Annotated in this window: 13 protein-coding genes; 2 read left to right on the top strand and 11 right to left on the bottom strand. The window is 62.0% G+C overall.

The window, feature by feature from the left end; translation table 11 throughout:
* Positions 1-14: 14 nt before the first annotated feature.
* The 5 genes from C2H86_RS23265 to C2H86_RS23245 form a co-directional block, all read right to left on the bottom strand.
* On the bottom strand, positions 15-773 hold the full coding sequence (locus C2H86_RS23265) for a hypothetical protein (RefSeq protein WP_159410029.1): 759 nt from the start codon (positions 771-773) through the stop codon (positions 15-17).
* A gap of 27 nt (positions 774-800) precedes the next feature.
* Positions 801-2,219 carry an HlyD family type I secretion periplasmic adaptor subunit gene (locus C2H86_RS23260; protein ID WP_159410028.1) on the bottom strand — a complete coding sequence of 473 codons (1,419 nt, stop codon included), beginning with the start codon at positions 2,217-2,219 and terminating at the stop codon, positions 801-803.
* The gene (locus C2H86_RS23255) at positions 2,216-4,294 is read right to left on the bottom strand and encodes a type I secretion system permease/ATPase (RefSeq protein ID WP_240349734.1); all 2,079 of its coding nucleotides are present in this window, start codon (positions 4,292-4,294) and stop codon (positions 2,216-2,218) included. Before C2H86_RS23255 ends, C2H86_RS23260 begins: the two co-directional genes overlap by 4 nt.
* Positions 4,295-4,600: 306 nt before the next feature.
* Positions 4,601-5,494, bottom strand: coding sequence for a PA4780 family RIO1-like protein kinase (locus C2H86_RS23250; protein ID WP_159410026.1), 894 nt, complete (start codon positions 5,492-5,494; stop codon positions 4,601-4,603).
* Between the two features lie 108 nt (positions 5,495-5,602).
* The gene (locus C2H86_RS23245; protein WP_159410025.1) at positions 5,603-6,508 is read right to left on the bottom strand and encodes a LysR family transcriptional regulator; all 906 of its coding nucleotides are present in this window, start codon (positions 6,506-6,508) and stop codon (positions 5,603-5,605) included.
* Between the two features lie 105 nt (positions 6,509-6,613).
* Here C2H86_RS23245 and C2H86_RS23240 point away from each other — a divergent pair, with 105 nt between their 5' ends.
* Together C2H86_RS23240 and C2H86_RS23235 are read left to right on the top strand one after the other, a co-directional pair.
* Entirely contained in the window at positions 6,614-8,353 is a 1,740-nt protein-coding gene (locus tag C2H86_RS23240; protein ID WP_159410024.1) for an amidohydrolase, read from the top strand.
* 81 nt (positions 8,354-8,434) lie between these two features.
* Entirely contained in the window at positions 8,435-9,181 is a 747-nt protein-coding gene (locus tag C2H86_RS23235) for a TorF family putative porin (RefSeq protein WP_159410023.1), read from the top strand.
* Positions 9,182-9,185: 4 nt separating this feature from the next.
* Here C2H86_RS23235 and C2H86_RS23230 read toward each other — a convergent pair whose 3' ends face one another.
* The 6 genes from C2H86_RS23230 to nikA form a co-directional block, all read right to left on the bottom strand.
* Positions 9,186-9,617: a multidrug/biocide efflux PACE transporter gene (locus C2H86_RS23230; RefSeq protein WP_159410022.1), complete on the bottom strand. Its 432-nt coding sequence runs from the start codon at positions 9,615-9,617 to the stop codon at positions 9,186-9,188.
* An 84-nt stretch (positions 9,618-9,701) separates the two neighbouring features.
* Positions 9,702-10,538: a nickel import ATP-binding protein NikE gene (gene nikE / locus C2H86_RS23225; RefSeq protein ID WP_159410021.1), complete on the bottom strand. Its 837-nt coding sequence runs from the start codon at positions 10,536-10,538 to the stop codon at positions 9,702-9,704.
* Positions 10,535-11,305, bottom strand: coding sequence for a nickel import ATP-binding protein NikD (gene nikD, locus C2H86_RS23220; RefSeq protein WP_159410020.1), 771 nt, complete (start codon positions 11,303-11,305; stop codon positions 10,535-10,537). The genes nikE and nikD overlap by 4 nt, the downstream gene beginning before the upstream one ends.
* The gene (nikC, locus tag C2H86_RS23215; protein ID WP_159410019.1) at positions 11,306-12,151 is read right to left on the bottom strand and encodes a nickel ABC transporter permease subunit NikC; all 846 of its coding nucleotides are present in this window, start codon (positions 12,149-12,151) and stop codon (positions 11,306-11,308) included. It lies immediately after the preceding gene.
* The gene (nikB, locus tag C2H86_RS23210) at positions 12,148-13,089 is read right to left on the bottom strand and encodes a nickel ABC transporter permease subunit NikB (RefSeq protein ID WP_159410018.1); all 942 of its coding nucleotides are present in this window, start codon (positions 13,087-13,089) and stop codon (positions 12,148-12,150) included. The genes nikC and nikB overlap by 4 nt, the downstream gene beginning before the upstream one ends.
* 1 nt (position 13,090) lies before the next feature.
* Positions 13,091-14,665 (bottom strand): nickel ABC transporter substrate-binding protein, encoded by a 1,575-nt coding sequence (gene nikA, locus C2H86_RS23205; protein WP_159410017.1) that lies wholly within the window; start codon positions 14,663-14,665, stop codon positions 13,091-13,093.
* Positions 14,666-14,843 lie beyond the last annotated feature (178 nt).

Raw genomic sequence — 14,843 nt, 5'->3', positions numbered from 1 at the left:
AAGCCAATCAAACATCAGCCACTCTTCTTGCTGCTGACAAGAAACGCTTCCAGCGCACGCAGCACTTCGAACCAGTGCACAAAATTTTCCGGCGACATCGTAACTTTCACCATCAAATTCCCGCTCATCACAAAGGTCATTTCACAAGCATAAAAATCTGGCTCCTGCGCTTGCCAGTTGCAAAGGCTCACCGACGTAACCACCCCTAACTCTTCGCTCCAATAAAATTTTCTGCTTCTCCTACCCCAAGAATAATCGCTCCCCACGGTTCTATAGAGGCGTAGCGAATTGTCGTATGTAACAACTGACGCGCCCTGAGATGAAAATTTATCCAATAAATGATCTCGCACTTGCCTCAGGTCGTTTTGAGTCGCCTCAACCGGAGTAACTGCAACCATCAAGCCTTGATTATCCAAAAGCCGTTCATAAACCCGTAGATTCTCTGCGGGCTCCAACGCCGGCCATATCATCGCCAGGACAAGTAACTTAATATTGCTATCGCAGTCATGCCTCTCCACATAATACGAACCATCTGTACGTTCCTCCTCATACTCGGGCCAAAACGGAAAATAGAGACGGGAGAACTCATACACCTCACCCGCCATTTTCCCGCAGGCAACAGGAGGTGGCTCATAGGATTGCGCTGACTTTGTATGGATACCATACAAAGCCCAAGAATATAAAACGACCCGCATCATCAAGAGCAAACCAGCACAGACCCTCAGCGCCTGCCAAGCAATAACATATAGCCGAACAGCATAACTCTTCAGCATTTTCGCCCCCAATAAAACCACCCCTAATCAACGTTCCCCTAAGCTTTCCTTAACATGCCGCTGCAACGGACTCAGGAAGTAACTAATCACCTTGCGCTTATCAATAATCAACTCAGCACGCACCGCCATACCCGGAGCAAGTGGCATGTCCTTATCCCCAACCCGCAAACTACTTAACTCCAGTTGAATCCGAGCGTTATAAACCCATCCCCGCCGCTCATCCTCAACAGCATCATTGGAAACACTCTGAACAACCCCCGGCACCACGCCATACTTGGTAAACGTGAACGTCTCCACTTTCACTTCCACCGCCTGCCCCGCCCGAACAAAGCCGATATCCTTGTTCTCGATCTGCACTTCCACTTCAACCGGCTGATCACTCGGCACAATCACCATCAATGTTTGCGCCGGCGTCACAACGCCGCCCTGGGTATGGATGGCCAATTGCTGCACCGTGCCGTCGACCGGGGAAGTCAGTGCCCTGAGTCGGTGGCGTTGTTCGGCCTTGTACAGTTCCTGGCTCAGGGTCGCGATCTGCCGTTCAGCCTCGGCATGCAGGTCGAGCATTGCCCGGCGCAGTTGGGCAATAACGCCTTCGCGGCGGTGCTGGGCCGCCAGGCGGGCAGCGACCAGTTCTTCGATGCGCGAACGTTGAATGGCCAGCTCGCGCTCCTCCTCCAGGCGGGCCTGTTCCTTCTCCAGGTAGGTGTGCTTGGCGACCGCCGACTCGCTGAACAGCTGCTGATAGTCAGCCGTGAGCTGGCGGGTGATCACCAGCAATTGCTGCAGTGCATCGGCGCGGGCTTGTGCCGAGCGGATCTCTGCGCTGCGCTGGGCAATTTCGGCATCGGCCTGTTGCAACGAGGTACGCAGTTCCTGGTACTGCCCTTCCAGCCAGCGTTGCGCGGCCGCTTGCTGTTGTGCCGTGGCCTGGGGAATACGGGGCGCCAGCGAGGTGGGCGCGGTGTGGCCATCGAGTGCTTCGAGCAAGGTAGCGGCGCGGGCCAGGTCGATCCGGGCGGCCAGCAGTTCGCTGTTCAGGCGCTTGATGTCGGCGGCGGTCAGCTGCCCTTCGAGTTCGACCAGCAGGTCACCTTTGCCAACGGTTTGACCGTCCACCACATGAATCGCCTGCACCACCGCGACCTCACTGGCCTGGATCACTTTGCTCCTGCCGCTGGGCACGATCCTGCCCTCGGCACTGGCGACCACATCGATTTCCCCTAAGCATGCCCACAGCAAGGCCAGCGTTATGAGTGCCAGCAAGCTCCATTGCAGACGGCGCGGCAGCGGATGCACCGGGGTTTCCTGCAGGGCCAGAGCTGCGGGCAGGAACGCCAGCTCATCGGGCTCACGTGGCGCCCCCTGCATGGCGCGGCGGCGCCTCCAGGCGTTGCGCCATGTCTCGCGGTAGCGCTCCAGCAAGTCGAGGATCGGCGCACTCATGCTGCCGCCCCCTGCTGCAACCGATGCAGGTAGGCATAGGCGCCTTGTGGGTTGCCCAGCAGTTCATCGTGAGCGCCCTGCTCGATGATCTGCCCACAGTCCATGACCACGATGCGGTCGGCATGGCGCACGGCGGAAAGCCGGTGGGCGATGATGATCACGGTGCGTTGGGCGCAGATGCGCGCCATGTTCTGCTGGATGATCCGCTCGGACTCGTAATCCAGCGCGCTGGTGGCTTCGTCCAGGATGAGGATGCGCGGGTTGCCCATCAGCGCACGTGCTATCGCGATCCGTTGCCGCTGGCCACCCGACAGGCTGGCGCCGTGCTCGCCAACCAGCGTTTCATAGCCGTCAGGCAGTTCGAGGATGAATTCATTGGCGCCAGCCAGCGTCGCCGCTGCAATGACTTCCTCAAGGGAAGCGGCAGGGTTGGCCAATGCGATGTTCTCGCGCACGGTGCGCCGGAACAGCATGTTCTCTTGCAGCACCACGCCGATCTGCCGACGCAGCGACGTGACGTCGGCCAGTGCCAGGTCGGCCCCATCGAGCAATACCCGCCCTCTCTCCGGCGAGTGCAGCCGCTGGATCAAACGGGTCAAGGTGCTCTTGCCGGAACCTGACTTGCCGACGATGCCGATCACCTCGCCAGGGGTGATCCTCAGGCTGACGTCACGCAGGATCTCGTTGCCACCCGGGCGGTAACGGAAGCACACCCGATCGAGTTCGATCCGCCCTTTCAGCACGGGCAACTGCGCGCCCTGGCTGACCTCGGTACGGTTGTTGAGAATGTCGCCCAGCCGCTGGATCGAGATACCGGTCTGCTGAAAGCTGGTCCACAGCTGCGCCAGGCGCATGATCGGCTGCGCCACACGGCCGGCGAGCATGTTGAAGGCAATCAGCTCACCCACTGTAAGCTGCCCGTCGATGACCAGCCGCGCACCCAGCCACAAGGTGCCGACCGTGACCAGTTTGCCGATCAGGGCAACCGTTTCATGGGCGATGTTGGACAGGTTCTGGGTCTTGAAACTGGCGGCAACGTAAGCCGCCAGCTGCTGGTTCCAGCGACGCGTGACGTGCGGCTCGACGGCCATGGCTTTCAACGTGTCGATGCCATTGACCGCTTCTACCAGGAACGCCTGGTTTTCCGCCCCGCGCTGAAAACTCTGGTCGATCCGGGCACGCAACACAGGGGTGACCAGCACCGAAACCAGCAAGTAAAGCGGCAGGGAAGCGATGACCAGTAGCGTCAGCCAACCGCTGTACAGCCACATGACCACGATGAATACCGCTACGAACAACACATCCAACAGTAACGTGATGCTGTTACTGGTGAGGAAACTTCGGATGTTCTCCAGCTCTCGCACGCGGGCAACCGAATCCCCCACTCGCCGTGCCTGAAAATATGCGATCGGCAGTGCTATCAAGTGCTGAAACAACTTGGCACCGAGTTCGACATCGATGCGCGAAGCGGTATGCGCAGACACATAGGCACGCAATCCACTGAGCAGACTTTCGAATATCAATATAGTCAAAAGGCCCAGTGCGATGACATCCAACGTGGTAAGGCCCCGGTGGACCAGCACTTTGTCCATTACCACCTGGAAGAACAACGGCGTCAGCAGTGCGAGGACCTGGATGATGAATGAAACCAGCAATACCTCGCCGAGCAACTTCCTATGTTTGACCACTGCCGGGATGAACCAGGTCAGGTCAAAACGCTCCAGCCCACGAGGCAAGGTAGCGTCCGAGCGAACCAGAATCAGCTCCCCGGCCCAGCGCTGCCCAAGCTCGGCCAGCGTCCAGGTTTGCGGCGCACAAACCCGCGGGTCTTGCACCAGCACGTGCTCGCCCTCCATCCGGGCGATGATGAAACAGCCACCTTGCCGGTCCACCGCGATGGCCGGCAGCGGCATGTGCGCCAGACGCTTTGGGTCAGTGCGTCGATGTTTGGCTCTCAGGTGAAAGCGCTGGAATGCCTGCAGAATCTGGGCAACTGAAAATGGCTTGCCATCGGTTGCAAACTCATGACTCAGTTGTTCGGGAGAAACCGCTACGTCGTGATACCGCGCGAGCATGACCAAGCAGGCCAGGCCGCTATCAATTAAGTGGTGCTCACCGGTTTCAGATTGATCGGACACTTACCTACCCCATGTGCAATAGACATGGGCGAATGTTAGCGCCTGATTAAACGACAATAGTCCTACATAGTTCAGACTTATTCTGTAGGAATAATCCAAGCAAACTTATCACTACTCGGAATAGTGAAAGTAGTGCGTAGGAATTTATTACTGGCATGGTAGGAAATTATGCATCTCTTCAGGGCCGCTCCATACTCAGACGAAGCCGCAGCCCTGAAAAGAGCAGCACGCGCGGTCAGGCCTTTATTGCATCCACGGCGGAGTCGGTTCCTCTGCCTTGGCTGGCCCATGCTCGGCCTCATCCCGCGCCGCACGGCGGCGGGCTTCATCGCGCAGGGTGGCATCGATCTCGCGCATCACCCCAGCCACGTCGGCGGCATGGTCATCTTCCTCGAACTGCCCGCTCAACGGGCTGTCCGGGCGCAGCTCGCCGGCTTCGTACAGCGCCCACATCTCGTCGGCGTAGCGGGTGGCTTTGAGCTCCGGAGCAAAGCGCCCGAAGTAATGCGCCATGTTCGCCACGTCACGGTGCAGCATGCTAAAGGCGTGGTTGTTGCCCGCCGCATCCACCGCCTGCGGCAGGTCGATGATCACCGGGCCGTCCGGGCCCAGCAGCACGTTGAACTCGGACAGGTCGCCATGCACCAAGCCGGCGCAGAGCATCAGCACGATCTGGCGGATGACGAAGGCATGGTATTCACGGGCTTCTTCGGCTTCGAGGTGCACGTCGTTCAGGCGCGGGGCGGCATCGCCGTCGCCGTCGGTCACCAGTTCCATCAGCAGCACGCCGTCCTGGAAGTCATACGGCTTGGGCACCCGCACGCCGGCACTGGCCAGGCGGAACAGCGCCGCCACTTCGGCGTTCTGCCAGGCGTCTTCGGCCTCTTTGCGGCCGTACTTGCTGCCCTTGGCCATGGCCCGGGCCTGGCGGCTGTTGCGGACCTTGCGGCCCTCCTGGTATTCGGCGGCCTGGCGGAAACTGCGCTTGTTGGCCTCCTTGTAGACCTTGGCGCAGCGTACCTGGGCACCGCAGCGCACCACGTAGACGGCCGCTTCCTTGCCGCTCATCAAAGGCCGCAGTACTTCGTCGACCAGGCCGTCTTCGATCAGTGGTTCGATTCGTTTTGGTGTCTTCATCAGGCTGCGTTCGGGGTCCTGGCTGGGGTGGTGGACATCCTCTCACAGGCAGCGGCGACTTGCTCGTTTGTCTGCAAACGCCGATCGACGGTAGCCTCGGCCCAAACCTCACAGCCGCTGCAAGTAGCCCTGCAGGTAGTCGATGAATGCCAGCACCTTGCCACTGGCGCGGCGATGGCTGGGGTAGACCGCGAGGATATCTTCACCGAATGCATCCGGCTCGATCTCGCACTGCTCCATCACCCGCACTAGCCGCCCTTCCTGCAAGTGGCGGCGCACGCTCCATTCCGGCGTGTGCAGGATGCCGTGCCCCGCCAGCGCATTGCATAGCAGCAAGTCATAGTTGTCGCTTTCCAGCCGGGCCTTCTGTGGATACGGCAGGCGCATGCGCGCGCCGTCGCACTGCATCCACCAGAACTTGGCATCCAGTGCCGGATGAATGTACTTGAGCCACTGGTGCTGGCCGATGCTGTGCGCCGTCACCGGCAAAGGGTTGCGTTCTAGGTAGTCGGGGCTGGCGCAGAGAAAGATGCGGTTGTTGCCGATGACCCGGGCTATGAGGCCCGGCAGGTCGCTGTGCCCTTCGCGCAGGGCCAGGTCGTAACCGGCTTCGATCAGGTCGACGAAGGTGTCGGACAACTCCACCCGCAGCTGGATCTGCGGGTAGTCACGCATGAAACCGGCACAGGCATCTGCCAGGAACGCCCGGCCAAATGCCAGCGGCGCGGTCAGGCGCAAGGTCCCGGACACCCCTTGCAGCTGGCTGATCTCTTCACCAGCTTCATGCAGGCTCTTCAACACCTGCCGGGCGGTTTCCAGGTACAGCCGGCCTGCTTCGGTCAGCACGATACGCCGCGTGCTGCGCTCGAACAGCTGGCTGCCCAGCTCGCGCTCCAGGTGGGTGACCGCCTTGGTCAGTGCCGAAGGCGTCTTGCCCAACGCCTCGGCCGCGCGGCTGAAGCTGCCGTGCTCGGCAGTGGCGACGAACATCGAAATCGCACCCAAAGTGTCCATGCGGTTTTTCCTGAATGGCAAAAGGCTTTTTAGCGTTCTGGCGATTCTATGCCAAGCCCGGGCTGGGTAGGCTCGACTCACACCCATAAATACAAGAGGCTACACATGTCGAGATGTCTACCTGGTTTGCTGGCGCTGGCCGTGGCTTTTGCCTCGGGGCAGGTATTGGCCGCTGCCGACCTGGTGCTGGTCAACGGCAAGATCTTCACCGCCGACCGCAACAACCCGCAGGCGCAGGCCATTGCCGTCGAAGGCGGCAAGATTGTCGCCGTGGGCACCGACGCCCAGGCGCGGGCACTCGCTGACCCACAGACCCAAGTCATCGACCTGCAAGGCAAGCGCGTCACCCCGGGCCTGATCGACACCCACTCCCACGCCATCTTCGGCGGCCTGCAACTGAGTGGTGCCGACATGGGCGGCGAGGCAGTACCGCTGGAGGCGTTCGAAGCCCGCCTGCGCGGCTGGCGGGATGACGGGCGTGCCCGCAACGGCGATGTGCTGCAGGTCCTGGGGGTCAGCTCGGCCTATTGGGCCCAGGCCAAGGCGCTGAACGAGCGCTTCGGCCAAGGCGAGTGGGCCTCCACGCCCATCGTGTTCATCGGCGAGGACTACCACACCGCCTGGGCCAACCCGGCCATGCTCAAGCGCGCCGGCATCGACAAGGCATTGCTGGCCACCCTGAGCAAGCAGGAAAAAGACACCATCGGCACCTTCGAAGACGGCCAGCCCAGCGGCTTCCTGGTCGACGCCGGCTGGGACCGGGTTGCCAGCGTACTGCCCAAGGCCGATGCCGCCACCCTGCTCAAGGGTGCACAGGCCGCCGTGCAGTTCAACAACAGCCTGGGCATCACCGCCTGGATGGACCCGGCAGCCAACAGCATGCCCGGCGAGGCGCTGTTCGATATCAAACCCACCGACCAGACCGTCGGCGTGCTGCCCGCCTACAAGGCCCTCGCCGAGCAGGGCGGGCTGAACGCGCATGTCGCGGCGCTGCTGGTGGTCAACCCGAAAAGCACCCCCGCCGACCTGCAGACCATCGACAACGTGCGCAAGCAGTTCGCTGGCGTGCCGAACCTGACCCTGCCCGGCATCAAGGTGTTCGCCGACGGCGTGCTGGAGTACCCCGCGCAGTCGGCCGCCTTGCTCAAGCCGTACCACAACACGCACAAACCTGGCGAACTGCTGATCGACCCGCAGCATTTCGGTGAACTGGTCAGCGCCGCCGACCAGCGTGGCTGGCTGGTGCACATCCACGCCATCGGCGACCGTGCGGTGCGTGAATCACTCAACGGCATCGAACAGGCACGCAAGGCCGGCAACAGCGGCACCCATCACTCGATCACCCACCTGCAGCTGGTCAACCCCCAGGACTTCGCCCGCTTCAAGCCCCTCGACGTGATCGCCTCGATGCAGCTGCTGTGGGCCGCCGGCGACGACTACACCGTCGACATGGTCAAGCCCTACGTCGATGACTCCGCGTTCCGTTACCAGTACCCGGCCCATTCGCTGCAGAAAAATGGCGCGACCATCGCCGGCGCCAGCGACTGGCCGGTGTCGTCACCCAGCCCCTGGCTGGCCATCGCCCAGGCGGCAACGCGCAAAGGCGCGCAAGGCGTGCTCAATGCCGATGAGCGCCTCGACCGCCAGACCATGCTCTATGCCTACACCGTCAATGCCGCCAAGGCCCTGGGCCTGGAGCAGCAGATCGGCTCGCTGAGCCCGGGCAAGCAGGCCGACTTCGTCATCCTCGACCGTGACGTGCTCGCGGTGAACGACCAGCAGCTGGGCGAAACCCAGGTGCTGGCCACCTACTTCGGCGGCCAGCAGGTCTACGCCCACTACTAAGCCCCCGCACCTCGGCATGCCTGCACGGCATGCCGCCTTTTCTATCTGCCACAACAACCACAACACAAGATAGGGATGACCATGAAGCACGCTACCCTGGCAGCCGTGTGCGCACTCGGCTGGGCCGCGCTCGCCCCCGCCGCCATCGCCTTGCCGATCAACGATGACTTCGCGCTCGACCTCGACCTGGCCGCGGTCAGTGACTACCGCAGCCGCGGCATCTCGCAAACCCAGGGCGATCCGGCCGCGCAGGCCGACGTCATGTTCAGCCATGCCAGCGGCCTGTATCTGGGCGCCTGGACCTCGAACGTCGATTTCGGCTTCGACAGCAAGACCCGCCAGGAGGTCGACTACTACGGCGGCTGGGCCTGGCAGATGAGTGAGCACGCCAACCTGGACCTGGGGTACCTGAAGTACACCTACCCCAAGGAAAGCCGGTACAACCAGTCAGAGCTGTACGCCATCCTCGATGTGCATGGCTTCAAGCTGGCGGCCTACTACTCCACGGACGCCACGTCACAGTACGGCAAGGATCAGGACAGCCTCTACACCTGGGTGGGCTACCACACGGTGCTGCCGCTGGAGATCGGCCTGGAACTGCGCTACGGCCGCGCCGACTTCAAGGACCCGAGCTACTGGTCACAGAGCGGCCAGTCACGCGATTCCTACCGAGAATGGGAAGCCAGGTTGACCCGCGACTTCCTCGGCCTCACCTGGCGCCTCAGCTATATGGATACCAACCTGTCTCAGGCCGAATGCGCCAGCGGCTATGGCTTCGACGATGTCTGCAGCGCCACCGTGGTGGCCGGTGTCAGCAAGCACTTCTGAGGCCTCAGGCCATGGCCCGGCGCTGCAGGATGAAGTGCCGGGCCCGGTCGAACGCCCAGTTGTAAAGCACGGTGTAGGGCAGGATGATCACGAAGAAGCCCAGCTCGACCATGAATGCCTGCAGCAGCGAGATCTCCAGCATCCAGGCCGCCACCGGCAGGCACCAGACCACCAGCCCGGCCTCGAAGCCCAGACCATGAACGAAGCGCGCCAGCGCTTTCCACTGGATGCGCGGCGTCACCACGAAACGGTCGACCAGGGCGTTGTAGACCATGTTCCAGATCATCGCGATCAGCGACAGGGTGACCGCCAGGGTACCGGCCGTGGCCAGCGACTTGCCCATGATCCACGAGAGCAAAGGCGCACACAGCAGCACGGCGAAGATTTCATAGCCAACGGCATGGACCATGCGTTCGGTGAAAGAAACCTTTTTCATAATTGATTCCATCATGTGGTTGCGTCGTGGCTCACATTTTCTTTGATGGAACTGATACACGCGACATAGGTCCTATCGGTTTTCTCAATGCCCCGAACACAATTCAGGCGGTATGACCTTCATGACTGACCGCTTTCGCTTTGCCGGACGCTCAGGCAACACTGCCGCTTGCAGTTGCTGCCCAACGGGGTGATCGAACGACAGGTCACCGCTCACTGCGCGGTCCTCGACAATGCGCCCAGCATCGAGCACGACGACCCGCTGACAAAAGTAACGTACCAGGCTCAAGTCATGGGTAATAAGCAGGAAAGCCGTGCCGTGCTCGCGACGAAGGGTGTCGAGCCGTTGGAGCAATTGCAGTTGCAGTACACGGTCCAGGTTCGATAACGCCTCATCGAGCACCACCAGCTTTGGCGAGATCGCGAGTGCTCGGGCGATATTGGCGCGTTGCAGCTGACCACCGCTCAGCTGCTGCGGCAGGCGCTGAGCATGCTCGGCACACAGGCCCATCTGGGCCAGCAACTCAACAGCCCGCATGTGCCGGGCTTCATTATCCAGGTCGCTCAAGTGACGCAAGGGTTCGGCAATGCCCCAACCAATGCTGCGTTGCGGATTGAAGGCGCCGGGGGCGTCCTGGAACACCAGTTGCACGGTGCGCTGGAAGGCTCGCGCTTGTTCGCCACGCAATTGACTGACGGCTTGCCCAGCGAAGGTCACCTGGCCTTGGCTTGGTGCTTCCAGCCCGAGCAACAGACGAGCAAGGGTGCTTTTGCCGCTGCCGCTGCTGCCCAGCAAGCCGACCGATTGGCCTGGCGCAAGCGTCAGGTCCAGATTGTCGAGGACTTGCAGCCAGCCACGTTTGTGCAGAAGGCCGCCCGTGCGGTAACGGTGGCTCACGTGTTGGACATGCAACAGGCTCATGGTTGGCTCCCGCAGAGGATTTGATGGGCTTCAAGCAGCGTGCGCGCGGTGTTACTGCGGGGATGGGAGAACAGCGAATGCACGGGTTGCTGCTCCACGATACGGCCAGCCTCCATCACCGCGACCTGGTCGGCGCAGCGTGCGACTACGCCCATGTCGTGGGTCACCAGCAGCACGCCAAGACCCTGCCGTTCAACCAGTTCCATGAGAAGATCGAGAAAGCGTGCCTGGCTCAACAAGTCCAAGTCGCTGGTAGGTTCGTCAGCCAGCAGAAACGGCGTCTCGGCCATCAGCGCCAGGGCTATCATCAGGCGCTGGAGCATGCCGCCACTGAGCTGGAAGGCGAACGACTGAAGTACCCGGGTATGATCCGTCAGGCCTACGGTTTCCAGGCAATGGGCCATGCGCTCGCGGGCAGCGGCACCGGTCATGCCGCACTGGCGTAGGGTTTCCAAGCAGTGGCTGGCCATGTCGCGTACCGGGTTAAACGCGCTGCGCGGGTTTTGCAGGACCAGGCTAGCCAAGCGACCACGCACCTGGGTGGCGCTCAACGGTTGGCCATCGAGCAGCAACTGCCCGTTTGTGCGCACAACACCCGCAGGTAGCAGGTCAAGCATGCCCAGGCAGCTCAGTGACTTGCCTGAACCACTGGCCCCAACCAAGGCGCTGACTTTACCGCGATGCAATTGCAGATCCACGCCATGCACCAGCGCACCGGCATTGGCTTCGATACGCAGATCACGCACTTCAAGGGTCGATGGGCTCATCTAGTGGTGCTCCCGGGTTGGGTCGAGGCGGTCACGCAGCGCATCGCCCAGCAGGTTGAAGGCCATCACCGAGAAAAAGATCATCAACCCCGGCAACAGCAGCAGGTGTGGATACGTCCAGATGAACTCCTTGGCATCGTTGATCATCACGCCCCACTCGGCGGTTGGCGGTGTCACGCCCAGGCCGAGGAAGGACAGGCCCGAGACGTGCAGCATCATGTGGCCGATGTCCATGGTCGCCAGCACCAGCAGGGGACCGGCGATGTTTGGGAGCACGTGCTGGCGCAAACGGGTCCAGCGCGACGCACCGGCCAGCCGTGAGGCCAGCACGTACTCGCGACCACGCTGGGCAATCACCATGCCGCGCACCATGCGCGCGTACCAGGCCCAGTGCGAGAGGGCGATGGCAATGATGACGTTGGTCAGGCCGGTACCCAGCAGGGTGACGAAGAAGAACGCTAACACCAAGGTCGGGAAGGTCATGAACATGTCGCACAGACGCATCAGTAGCAGATCGGTACGCCCGCCGACGAAGCCTGCAAGGCCACCCACGGCAAGCCCAAGGGCCAGCACCATCGCCAGGGTCAGCATCACGCTGCCCAGCGACAGCCGAGTGCCGACGATCAAGCGTGAGAGCAGGTCGCGACCCAGGTGATCGCTGCCCAGCCAGTGGCTGGCGTCGGGAGGCATAAGGCGTTGGCTGAGGTCGACCAGGTCGGGATCGTGCGGGGCCAGCCAAGGGCCAAACACTGCCAGTACAACCAGCAGCCCAACCAGAACCAGGCCCAGAATCAGGCCAGCATGGCCAGCAAACGCCGGCCGACGAATTGTCGCGAGAACCGTCATGCGCTTGCGCCCTCCAGGCGGCTGCGTGGGTCGAGCCAGGCGTAGCACACGTCCACCAGCAGGTTGCAAACCATCAGCAGGCCGGTCAGCAGCAGCGTGAAACACTGCATCACCGGGAAATCGCGGTTAAGCACCGCCGAAACGGCGAAACGCCCCACGCCGGGCCAGGCAAAGATGGTTTCGATCACCAGCGCACCACCGATCAATTCGCCTACGTGCATGCCGGTGGCCGTGACAAAGGGCAGCCAGGCGTTACGCAGGACATGGTCACGCCACACCAGGCGCTCGGGCAGGCCGCGGGCGCGGGCAAAGAGGACATGGCGTTGGCCGCTGACCTCAAGCAGGCTGGCTCGCAGCAGGCGAGCATTGATCGACATCGACATCAGTGCGATGGCCAGCACCGGCATCACCAGATGCCCGGCCGTTCCGCGCCCGAGCGGCGGCAGCCAGCCCAGCCACAGCGAAAACAGTGCGATCAGCAGGAACGCCAGCCAGAAGTTGGGCATCGACACGCCAAGAAAGGTGACCGCCCGCACCGCATGGTCGGGCCAGCGCCCCTGCCAGCGTGCGGCCAACAGCCCCAGTGGAATCGACAGCAACAGGGTACAGGCCAGTGCCAGCCCGCCCAGCTGAAGGGTCGCAGGCAGGTAGTACAACAGGTCATCCAGTACCGGCCGACCGGTCAGATAGGAAATCCCGAAGTCAAGGTGCAGGGCCCTCCACAGCCATGTCAGGTACTGCGCGTACAAGGGGCGATCCAGGCCCAGGGCGTGGCGGACTTCAGCGATGGCGGCATCGGTGGGCGGGATATGCGAGAGGCGCAGGTAATCCAGCGCCGGGTCCGTGCTGCCCAGGTGCAACAGGACGAATACCAGCAGTGACACACCGAACATCACCGGCACCAGCAGTATCAGGCGCAGCAGAATGTAGCGCAGCATGTCAGCGGTCCTGCTTCGGCGTCATGGCCTCGAACGGCACATCGAACAACGTGCTACCGAACTCGACGTGAGCGACCGAATCACGGCGTACGCTGATGGCGGTGAGGTGCGAGATGGGCAGGTACACCGCTTGCTCATGCAGCGTGCTCAGGATGAAGCGGTACTGCTCGGCGCGTTGTTGCTCGTCGGTGCTTGCCAGCACCTCGCCAATACGGCGGTCCAGCTCGTCCTTGATCGCCAGTCCACGCTGGGCCATGTAGTCGGCGTGGCCGGCATAGCGCATGGAACTTACGAATGAGTGGGGGTCGTAGGGTGCGCCCCAGGTGTCGGCGAAGATCATGCCGAAATCGCCGTCGCGCTGCCGGCGTACCAGCGCACCTTCCTCCACGGCACGCAGCGCGATCTGGATGCCGACCTTGGCCAGTTCGCCTTGCAGTACTTCGGCGAGGCTTTTCTGCAAGGCGCTGGTACCGAGGAACACCAGTTCGATCGAAAGCGGCTCGCCGGCCTTGCTGCGCACACTGGCTCCGGGGGCGAGGGTCCAGCCTGCGGAGTCCAGCATCTGCTTCGCCTGGGCCGGGTCGTACGGATAAGGCTTCAGTCCGATATCGGCATACGGCATGTTGCTGGCAAACAAGGTATCAGCCCTGGGTTCCAGGCCGTAGAGGATCTTGTCGATAATTGCCTGCTTGTCCACCGCCTCATTGATCGCCTGGCGCACAGCCAGGTCGCGAGTAGCGCCACGGCCTGTGTTCATGGCCAGCGTTCGTGTGGCCAGCGGCGCTGAAAGCGCGGTGGCGTAGCCCTGGTCACGCAGGCGGACGAACGTGCCAGCGGTGATCTCACCGGCGGCCCCCTGGATCAGCTCGACTTCTCCGGCCTGTAGGGCCAAGGCGCGGCTGTTGGGGTCGGGAATGACCTTCACCATGACTTCGCCATAGGCCGGCTTTGGTCCCCAGTACAAGGGGTTGCGGACGAAACGATCGAATTCGCCCAGGCGCGACTCGGCGCGCATCCATGGCCCGGTACCAACGGGCTGCCCGGGCTTGGCGGCAGGAGCACCGAAGCGCAGCGGGCGGACCTGGGCCAGCTCCATCAGGGTCGGGTAATAAGGGTGCTTGAGCACCAGGCGCAAGGTCAGGCGATCAGGGGCCTCAACGTGATCAAGCGTGGTCACCAGCTCCATCCAGCGGTGGCGTTGGCTGTTGGCCAGGACAGCGTCCAGGTTGGCCTTGGCGGCCGCAGCGTCGAACGGCGTACCATCGCTGAAACGTACGCCGTCGCGCAGGGTGAATGTGTAGGTCTTACCGTCTTCGGAGACCTTCCAGCCCGTGGCCAGCCACGGCTCAACGGAGCCTGTGTGGGTGTAGCGCACCAGAGGTTCATAAACCATGGCCTGGGCGTACATCTGGTTGGGTGAATAACCGCGGGGATCAAGGGGGCCGGCGTTGACGGGCCAGGAGTACACCAGTGTCGGACCTGGTTGCCCAGTGTCCACGGCCTGAGCGAATGCACTCGCCACTAGGAGAATAAAGCCCCACAGGGCGAGCTTTCGTTTACCAGGCTGCTGCTTCACACTGCGTCCCCCACTTCAACGGAGGCCGTAGGCTAAAGAGTGGTGGGTATGATGTCTATGTAAAATCATCGTACCGGAAGTTACAAAATATTTGGGTCGGTTAGCGCCTCTGAATCGGGCTGACCGTCCTTGTCCTCCCATACCTGGAGGGTCGACAAAAAGGTTGCGTATTCATTGC

The sequence above is a fragment of the Pseudomonas putida genome (genome assembly GCF_009883635.2).
Taxonomy (GTDB): domain Bacteria; phylum Pseudomonadota; class Gammaproteobacteria; order Pseudomonadales; family Pseudomonadaceae; genus Aquipseudomonas; species Aquipseudomonas putida_W.
Note: the sequence above shows the minus strand (reverse complement) of the source record. Positions and strands in the feature narration are given on the sequence as shown.